The sequence below is a fragment of the Pengzhenrongella sp. genome, assembly GCF_036565025.1.
In the GTDB taxonomy this organism is placed as follows: Bacteria; Actinomycetota; Actinomycetes; order Actinomycetales; family Cellulomonadaceae; genus Pengzhenrongella.
In genome coordinates, this window is sequence record NZ_DATCNW010000362.1 from 1 (window position 1) to 8,434 (window position 8,434).

Consider the following 8,434-nt stretch of genomic DNA (forward strand, 5'->3'; position numbering starts at 1 on the left):
ACGTCCGAGCGTTGACGTCCTATAGGACGTCAACGCTCGGACGTTAGCGGGTTCGACGACCACTCCAGCTGCTGACCAGAATTCTCTACAGGCGGACGCCCAGGAGGGCGTTGATGGCGCGGGAGATCACGCCGGGGGCACCCTCGAGATCGCCGTCGTGCAGGTCCCAGCCGGTGGGGGCACCGGCCAGGGCGAGGTCCGCCCAGCGGTCCACCGCGGTGAGCGCTGCCGGGGCGTCGAGGTCGTCCGCGATCGCCGTCCGGATCGCGGCGAGGGTCTCGGCCGCGTCCGGCCCGCCGTTGCCGGACACGGCGCTGCGCCAGCGGTCCAGGCGTGCGCGGGCCGCCGGGAGGTCGGCGTCGGTCCACTCCCAGTCGGATGCGTAGTGGTGCGCGAGGATCGCGAGCCGGATCGCCATCGGATCCTCGCCGCCCGCGCGGAGCACCGAGATCAGCACCAGGTTTCCGAGCGACTTGCTCATCTTCTCCCCGTGCAGGCCCACCATCCCGGCGTGCACGTGGATCCGCGCGCCGAGCCCGCCGTCGAGCATGCGGGCGTGGGAGGTGCTCATCTCGTGGTGCGGGAAGCGCAGGTCGACGCCGCCGCCCTGCACGTCGAACGGCAGCCCGAGCCCGTCACGCGCGATCACGGCACACTCGATGTGCCAGCCGGGACGCCCGGTGCCGAGCACCCCGCCGTCCCACGCCGGCTCCCCGGGCCGCTCGCGGCGCCACAGCAGCGAGTCGAGCGGGTCGCGCTTGCCGGCCCGGTCGGGGTCCCCGCCGCGCTCGCCGAACAGCGCGAGCATCTGAGTGCGCTCCAGCCCGGCGACCGCGCCGAACGACGGGTCGGCCGAGAGGTCCGCGTACACGTCACCGAGCCCCGGCGCGGAGCCACCTGCGCCCGGCTCGAGCGGCACGCGGTACGCGGCGCCGGCGGCGAGCATCTGCGCGACGGCGGGCACGACGTCGGGGATCGTCTCGACGGCACCCTTGAACACGTCGGGCGGCACGACGCCGAGCGCCGTCATGTCCTCGGTGAAGAGCGCCGTCTGCTCGATGGCGAGGTCCCGCCACTCGACGCCGGTCGCGGTCGCACGCTCGAGCAGCGGGTCGTCGATGTCGGTCACGTTGGACGCGTACCGGACGTCGAGCCCGGCGTCGCGCCAGCCTCGGACCAGCAGGTCGAACGCGACGTAGGTCGCGGCGTGGCCGAGGTGCGTCGCGTCGTACGGCGTGATGCCGCAGACATAGACGGACGCGGTCGGCCCGGGGGCGGCCACGGCGAGCTCGCCGGTCGAGGTGTCGCGCACCCGGATCGGGAGGCCTCTCCCGGGGAGCGCAGGGATCTGTGGGGAGGGCCAGGTAAGCACCGGCGAAGCCTAACCGGCGCATCGCGGGGTCCCGCGCGCCACAATGACGGTGTGAGCCACCTCACCGCCCAGAGCGGCCTCGCCGGCGCCGGTCAGGTCTGGATCGAGCACGACGGGTCCTGGGTCGAGGCGAGCCTCGAGGACGCGGCCGTCCGCCGCCACAACGGTGCCGCGGAGCCGGTCTGGGTGCGGGTCGCCGAGGCCGGCGACTTCGCCGCCGTCGCCGAACGGCTCGGCATCGCCGACGCGGACGTCGCCCGGGCCGGGCACAGGGGTCCCGGCGGGCTCACCGGCCATCCCCACCTCGAGCGCCTGCCCGACGGCGGCCTGTACCTGGCGAGCCCGACGCTGAGCTACCTCGAGCAGACCCAGGACGTGCACACCGGGATCCTCACGATCCTGCTCAGCCACGACGTGATCCTCACCACCGAGGGCGGCGAGGCCGGCATCCAGGACGCCACCGCCGACCGGCTGAACTCCCCCGACCTTCCGTTCGTGCCGGGAGCCCGCCGGGTGCTCGCCGTCCTGCTCCTCGAGCTCGTGCGCACCGCCGGCGACGTAGAGGTCGGCATCGGGGAGGCGGTCGCGGACGCCGAACGTGGCGTGTTCTCCCCCGACGGGCCCGATCAGGTCCAGCGGATCTACACCCTCAAGCGCGAGATCGCCGAGGCGCGGCGCGCGCTGGTCCCGTTCAGCGCCCACCTGCTCGAGCTGGTGGCCGACGAGGAGGACGTGCACCGCGACGGCCAGGCGCGCCCCTGGCTGCAGCGCCTGGAGCGGTCGACGGACCGGCTCGACCGGCACCTCGAGGGCCACGACCGCCTGCTCGGGGACATGCTCGCGGCGACGCTCTCGCGGGTCTCCCTGCGGCAGAACGAGGACATGCGCAAGATCTCCGCCTGGGCCGCGATCGCCGCGGTGCCGACCCTGGTTGCCGGCGTCTACGGCATGAACTTCCAGCACATGCCCGAGCTGTCCTGGACGTTCGGCTACCCGCTGGCGATCGCCGCGATGGGCACGATCTGCCTGATCCTGTTTCGCGTGTTCAAGCGCTCCGGCTGGCTCTGAAGCCCGCTCAGGTGGCCGGGAGCGGGTGCAGGACGCCCGTGACGAGCAGCAGCAGGACGACGGCGGCGAGCCCGATGCGGTAGAGCACGAACGGTCGGTAGCTGTAGTTCGAGACGATCTTCAGGAACGCGATGATCACGATGTACCCGACGAAGAACGCGACGAGCGTGGCGATCAGCGTCGCGCCCAGGCTCGGCGTCCCGGCCTTGCCGAACTCGCCCACGCTCTTCGCGAGCTCGAACAGTCCGGATCCCAGCACGGCCGGGATCGCCAGCAGGAACGAGTACCGGGCGGCCGCCTCGCGGGTGTAGCCCATCAGCAGACCCGCGGTGATCGTGCCGCCGGAGCGCGAGACGCCCGGCACGAGGGCGAGGGCCTGCGCGAGACCGAACAGCACCGCGTGCCGCGGCGTGAGGTCACCGAGCGACCTTTTGAGCTTGGCCCGGCGGTCCGCCCACCCGAGGATCAGCCCGAACACCACCAGGGTGCCCGCGATCAGGTAGAGGTTGCGGAAGGTGTCCTCGATCGAGTTCTGGAACGTCACGCCCAGCACGACGACGGGGATGCTGCCGAGGCCGATGTACCAGCCCATCGCCGCGTCCTGGTCGTGCGCCCCGAAGCGCGCGGCCCGGTCGGTGCCGTGCTCACCACGGACCGCGCGCCACCAGGCGACGGCGATCCGGGCGATGTCCCGACGGAAGTAGAGCAGCACCGCGGACTCGGTGCCGATCTGGGTGATCGCGGTGAACGCCGCTCCCGGGTCGCCCGAGCCCATGAGCTCGCCCACGATGCGCAGGTGGGCGCTGGAGGACACCGGAAGGAACTCGGTGAGCCCTTGGACCAGCCCCAGGAAGATCGCGCCCCAGGCGCCCAACGGTGTTGCCGCTTCGAAATGCATGGGCGCAGAATACCGACGCCCGAGCGGGTGGCCCGCCCGACCTGCGCCGGGCGGGTAGGTTCACGCCATGGAACAGCGGCAGCTCGGCCGGACCGGCCTACGGGTCTCCCACCTGGGGCTCGGCACGATGACCTGGAGCCGCGACACCGACGAGCACGAGGCTGCCGAGCAGCTTCGGGACTTCGTCGACGCGGGCGGGACGCTCCTGGACACGGCGGCGTCGTACGCCGACGGCGCCTCGGAGGAGCTCATCGGATCACTGCTCGGCAGCACCGTCGCGCGCGAGGAGATGGTGCTCTGCACCAAGGGCGGAGTGCGGCGGACCGCCGCGGGCGGCGTGGTCGACGCGTCGCGCGGCGCGCTGCTGGACTCGCTCGACGGCTCGCTGCGACGATTGCGCACCGACCACGTCGACCTCTGGCTCGTCCAGACCCCCGACCCGCACACGCCGCTGGCGGAGACGGTCACGGCCATGCGCTACGCCGTCACGAGCGGGCGCGCCCGCTATGTCGGCCTGTCGAACCACCCGGGCTGGCAGACGGCGCGCGCCGCGACGCTGCTGAGCGACGATGTCGGCCTCGCGGCCGTCGAGGTCGAGTACTCCGTCCTGCAGCGCGGGATCGAGCGTGAGGTGCTGCCCGCGGCGGCGGACCTCGGCGTCGGGGTGCTCGCCTGGTCCCCGCTCGGCCGTGGCGTGCTCACCGGGAAGTACCGCCGCACGATCCCCGCCGACTCGCGGGCCGCCTCCCCGCACCTCGCCGGGTTCGTCGAGCCGTACCTCGGCACGGAAGCGCTCTCGATCGTCGAGGCCGTGGCCACCGCGGCCCAAGGACTCGGACGCTCACCGCTCGAGGTCTCGCTCGCCTGGTTGAAGGTCCGGCGCCAGGTGACCTCCGCCATCGTGGGTGCGCGCACCGCCGCGCAGCTGCGTGGCTCGCTCGCGGCCGACGACCTCGAGCTGCCGCCGGAGATCGTGCACGCGCTCGACGAGGTGAGCGCGCCCGAGGTGGGGTACCCCGAGCGGCGCTGAGCCCGCCGTCGCTCCGCCGCCCGGCGGGACGACGGCCGGACCGAAGGTTCGAGGGGCCGCCCGGCTACTGCTGCCGGGCGCCCTGGGATCGGGCGTCGTCGGTCACGACGTCGTCGTACTCGTCGTCGAACGCCTCGTCGGGCACCCGGTCCTCGTCGTCGAGGTCGACGACGTCGTCGTCCTCGTCGTCGTCCTCGTCGTCGGCGAGGTCGAACGGGGTGCTCTCGCCGTACACGGCGCTCAACGCCTCGTCATACACCTCGAAGGCGTCGGCGAGGACGTCGTAGGCGTCGTCGACGACCGGGTCCTCCTCACCCCGACGCGCGGAGATCGCGTGATAGTGAGCCTCGAGTGCGGCAACGAGGCGGTCCAGGGCGGCGCGCGGATCGACGGTCATAACCTGAACGGTAGCGCCGCAACGTGCACAATGGCAGCGGTGATCAAGGTCGGCGAAAGTGGTCGGGTCCGCAGCGCCGGGCGGCACAGGACGGAGCGCTCATGAACAAGGCCCTCGGGGGGCACCGGCGGGGTGGTTGGGCTGCTCAGGGCGGTGAGTACGAGTACCGGGTGCTGCGGCTGCCGCCGAGCACGAGCCGCGGCGACGCGCGCCGAATGCTCACCGAGCATGCCGAGTACGGCCGCTGGGAGCTGGCCCGGACCCGCCTGTTCGCCGGCGGCGAACGCAAGGTCTGGCTGCGTCGCAAGGCGATCCGGGTGCGCAGCACCCTCGACTACACCGCAGACGTCTACGGACTCGGCATGAGTGACGGACTCGGCATGAGCGACCCCGGGCACGACGACGACGGGTTCGACTGAGCGGCACGCTCCCACTCCTCGTAACGTCCGAGTGTTGACGTCCTATAGGACGTCAACGCTCGGACGTTACGTCAACGCTCGGACGTTGCGGGAGGTCGCTCAGCAGGTGCCGAGCAGCCGGTCCAGCACGCGCGTGCCGAACTTCAGCGACTCGGTCGGGACGCGCTCGTCGATGCCGTGGAACATGCCCGAGAAGTCCAGGTCGGGCGGCAGCTGGAGCGGCGCGAAGCCGTAACCGATAATGCCGAGCCGGGCGAGGGACTTGTTGTCCGTGCCGCCGGACAGCGTGTACGGCAGCACCGCCGCTCCCGGGTCCTCCGCCTGGAGCGAGGCGACCATCGCGTCGACCAGGTCGCCCTCGAACGGCACCTCGAGCGAGATGTCGCGGTGGATGTCCTCGAAGCGCACGTGCTCTCCCGCGAGCTCGGCGAGGGTCGCGAGCGCCGTCTGCTCGTGCCCGGGCACGAACCGCACGTCGACGGTCGCGGTGGCCTGGCCGGGGATCACGTTCGCCTTGTAGCCGGCGCCGAACTGCGTCGGGTTGGCGGTGTTCCGGATCGTCGCGCCGACGAACCGCGCGGCCGGGCCGAGCGCCGCGACCAGGGAGTCGATCACAGCGGGGTCCTCCGGGTCGAACCGGGTGCCGGTCAGGTCCGCGACGCCACCGAGCAGCTTGCGCACGGTCGGGGTCAGCGCGAGCGGCCACTGGTGCTGCCCGATCCGCGCGACGGCGGCCGCAAGGTGGGTGACCGCGTTGTCGGGGTTCACCTGGCTGCCGTGCCCGGCCCGCCCGTCCGCGACGAGCCGCAACCAGGCGAGCCCCTTCTCGGCGGTCTGCAGCAGGTACGCGCGCCGGCCGTCGATCGTCACGGAGAACCCGCCGACCTCACTGATCGCCTCCGTCGCCCCCTCGAACAGCTCCGGGCGGTGGTCGACGGACCAGCGCGCCCCGAACACCCCGCCGGCCTCCTCGTCGGCGAACATGGCCACGACGACGTCGCGCGCGGGCCGGCGCCCCTCGCGGGTCATCTGCCGCACGACCGCGAGGATCATCGCGTCCATGTCCTTCATGTCGACCGCGCCGCGCCCCCAGAGCAGGCCGTCGCGCTCCTCGCCCCCGAACGGGTCGACCTGCCAGTCGGCCGCCTGGGCCGGCACGACGTCCAGGTGCCCGTGCAACACGAGAGCGTCCCGGGAGCGGTCCTCGCCGGGCAGCCGCACGACGACGTTCGCCCGTCCGGGCCGCGACTCGTAGTACTCCGGGCTGAGCCCGACCTCGGCGAGCGAGGCCATCACGTACTCCGCGGCCGCCCGCTCCCCCGGTCCGGAACCGTCCCCGTAGTTCGACGAGTCGATCCGCAGCAGGTCACGGCAGATGCCGACGACCTCGTCCTGCGCGGTCGGGGTCGGGGTCGGCACAGCGGCGGTGGGGCGGGGGTCGGCGGGCATGGGTCACGGTATCTGAGACCCACGCCGGCGAGAGACCCCGCCGTCGTCCGCCCCTCGCCCCCGCCGTCGTGCTGCGCCTAGCGAGCCCCGGCGGGCTCGGGGGCGGCGTCGGGCGCCGGGTCGGCGATGGGATCGGGCACGGGCTCGATCGCCTGGTCCCCGCCGGCGGCGAGGCGGCTGTGCCCGCGCCCGTAGGCCAGGTAGATCACCAGTCCGACCACCATCCACACGAGGAAGAGCAGCCAGGTCTCCATGGGCAGGTTGATCATCAGCCACAGGCAGGCGAGCACGCCCAGGACGGGCACGACCGGCACCCCGGGGGTCCGGAACGCGCGCGGCAGGTCGGGACGGGTCTTGCGCAGCACGAGCACGCCGATGCAGACCACCACGAACGCGAGGAGCGTGCCGAGGCTCACCAGCTCGGCCAGGCTCGACAGGGGCACCAGGCCGGCCAGGGTCGCCACGGCCACCGCGACCAGGACGTTGATGCGCACCGGCGTCCCGAACTTGGGGTGGATCGTGGCCAGCGAGGGCGGCAGCAGGTGGTCACGGGCCATCGCGAACAGCACGCGCGACTGGCCCAGCAGCAGCACGAGGATCACGGTCGTGATCCCGGCGACCGCGCCGAGGGCGATGATGCGCGCCGCCCAGGTGATCCCGAGGGCGTCGAAGGCCTCCGCGAGCGGCGCGCCCGTGTTGAGCTGCGCGAACGGCACCATGCCGGTGAGCACGGCGGCGACCGCCATGTAGAGCACGGTGCAGATCGCGAGCGAGCCGAGGATCGCCCGCGGCATGTCCCGCTGCGGGTTCGCGGACTCCTCGGCGGTCGTGGCGACGATGTCGAAGCCGATGAAGGCGAAGAACACGACCGAGCTCGCGGCGACGACGCCGAAGATCCCGAAGCTCGTGGGCTCCAGGCCCAGGAACGCCTGCACGATCGGCTGGTGCATGATCCCGAGCGCCTCGCCCTGTGCGGGCTGGCTCGGCGGGATGAACGGGGTGTAGTTCGCGACGGTGATATGCATCGCCCCGACGACGATCACGAGCAGCACGACGGCGATCTTGACCGCGACGAGCACGCCGGTGAACCAGCTGGCCTCCTTGGAGCCGCGCACCAGCAGCAGCGAGAGCACCAGCACGATGGCGATCGCGGCGAAGTCCGGCCGCGCGGTGTCCCCGGCGAACCAGGTCGGCAGGCCGAGCAGGGACTGCAGGTAGGCGGACCAGCCGTGCGCGACCACCGCCGCGCCGAGCATGAGCTCGAGCAGGAGGTCCCAGCCGATGATCCACGCGACGACCTCTCCGAGGGTCGCGTAGGCGAACGTGTACGCGCTGCCGGCGACCGGAACGGACGAGGCGAGCTCGGCGTAACACAGGGCCGCGAACGCGCACGTGATGCCCGCGATCAGGAACGACAGGACGACGGCGGGCCCCGCGTTGAGGGCGGCCTGCTTGCCCGTGAGCACGAAGATCCCGGTGCCGATGATGACGCCGACGCCGAACACGATCAGGTCCCGGGTCTTGAGATTCTTCTTGAGCTTGTGGCCCGGTTCGTCAGTCTCCTGGATCGAACGTTCGACAGACTTGACGCGCCACTTACCCATGGACATAGAGCAACTCCCCGTTCGCTTGCGCGACGGGCTCGCCACACTCGTGCAAAAATACGCCCGACGCACCTCGGGTGCGGCGGGCGTCCACCCACTGGAAGTGACCCGCGTAACGTCCGAAGCCCCCGCGTAACGTCTTAACGCTCCCCCGTAACGTCCGAGCGTTGACGTCCTATAGGACGTCAACGCTCGGA

General features: G+C 72.1%; 7 protein-coding genes and 1 pseudogene. 3 read left to right on the forward strand and 5 right to left on the reverse strand.

The window, feature by feature from the left end:
• Nucleotides 1-85: 85 nt before the first annotated feature.
• Nucleotides 86-1,372, reverse strand: coding sequence for a cysteine--1-D-myo-inosityl 2-amino-2-deoxy-alpha-D-glucopyranoside ligase (gene mshC / locus VIM26_RS20510; protein WP_331954701.1), 1,287 nt, complete (start codon nucleotides 1,370-1,372; stop codon nucleotides 86-88).
• A gap of 51 nt (nucleotides 1,373-1,423) precedes the next feature.
• On the opposite strand from mshC, the gene VIM26_RS20515 reads away from it, so the two are divergent.
• Entirely contained in the window at nucleotides 1,424-2,440 is a 1,017-nt protein-coding gene (locus tag VIM26_RS20515; protein ID WP_331954703.1) for a CorA family divalent cation transporter, read from the forward strand.
• 7 nt (nucleotides 2,441-2,447) lie between these two features.
• Here VIM26_RS20515 and VIM26_RS20520 read toward each other — a convergent pair whose 3' ends face one another.
• Entirely contained in the window at nucleotides 2,448-3,338 is an 891-nt protein-coding gene (locus tag VIM26_RS20520) for an undecaprenyl-diphosphate phosphatase (RefSeq protein WP_331954705.1), read from the reverse strand.
• A gap of 67 nt (nucleotides 3,339-3,405) precedes the next feature.
• Here VIM26_RS20520 and VIM26_RS20525 point away from each other — a divergent pair, with 67 nt between their 5' ends.
• A complete protein-coding gene (locus VIM26_RS20525) occupies nucleotides 3,406-4,368 on the forward strand; it encodes an aldo/keto reductase (RefSeq protein ID WP_331954707.1) in 963 nt (320 codons plus the stop codon).
• A gap of 64 nt (nucleotides 4,369-4,432) precedes the next feature.
• On the opposite strand, the gene VIM26_RS20530 is transcribed toward VIM26_RS20525, so the two are convergent.
• The gene (locus VIM26_RS20530; protein ID WP_331954709.1) at nucleotides 4,433-4,765 is read right to left on the reverse strand and encodes a primosomal protein; all 333 of its coding nucleotides are present in this window, start codon (nucleotides 4,763-4,765) and stop codon (nucleotides 4,433-4,435) included.
• A 101-nt stretch (nucleotides 4,766-4,866) separates the two neighbouring features.
• Between VIM26_RS20530 and VIM26_RS20535 the strand changes: the two are divergent.
• Nucleotides 4,867-5,097 (forward strand): annotated as a pseudogene (locus tag VIM26_RS20535) (DUF5703 family protein); the annotation flags it as partial.
• Nucleotides 5,098-5,283: 186 nt separating this feature from the next.
• Here VIM26_RS20535 and VIM26_RS20540 read toward each other — a convergent pair.
• Complete coding sequence (locus tag VIM26_RS20540) at nucleotides 5,284-6,633, reverse strand: M20/M25/M40 family metallo-hydrolase (protein WP_331954711.1); 1,350 nt, start codon at nucleotides 6,631-6,633, stop codon at nucleotides 5,284-5,286.
• Between the two features lie 77 nt (nucleotides 6,634-6,710).
• On the reverse strand, nucleotides 6,711-8,243 hold the full coding sequence (locus VIM26_RS20545; RefSeq protein ID WP_331954713.1) for an amino acid permease: 1,533 nt from the start codon (nucleotides 8,241-8,243) through the stop codon (nucleotides 6,711-6,713).
• Nucleotides 8,244-8,434: the final 191 nt, after the last annotated feature.

What these genes read in the sequence shown, in the direction of transcription:
- VIM26_RS20525 (WP_331954707.1), top strand. Translation starts at nt 3,406, where the DNA reads ATGGAACAGCGGCAGCTCGGCCGGACCGGCCTACGGGTCTCCCACCTG.
- VIM26_RS20530 (WP_331954709.1), bottom strand. Translation starts at nt 4,765, where the DNA reads ATGACCGTCGATCCGCGCGCCGCCCTGGACCGCCTCGTTGCCGCACTC.
- VIM26_RS20520 (WP_331954705.1), bottom strand. Translation starts at nt 3,338, where the DNA reads ATGCATTTCGAAGCGGCAACACCGTTGGGCGCCTGGGGCGCGATCTTC.
- VIM26_RS20545 (WP_331954713.1), bottom strand. Translation starts at nt 8,243, where the DNA reads ATGTCCATGGGTAAGTGGCGCGTCAAGTCTGTCGAACGTTCGATCCAG.
- VIM26_RS20540 (WP_331954711.1), bottom strand. Translation starts at nt 6,633, where the DNA reads ATGCCCGCCGACCCCCGCCCCACCGCCGCTGTGCCGACCCCGACCCCG.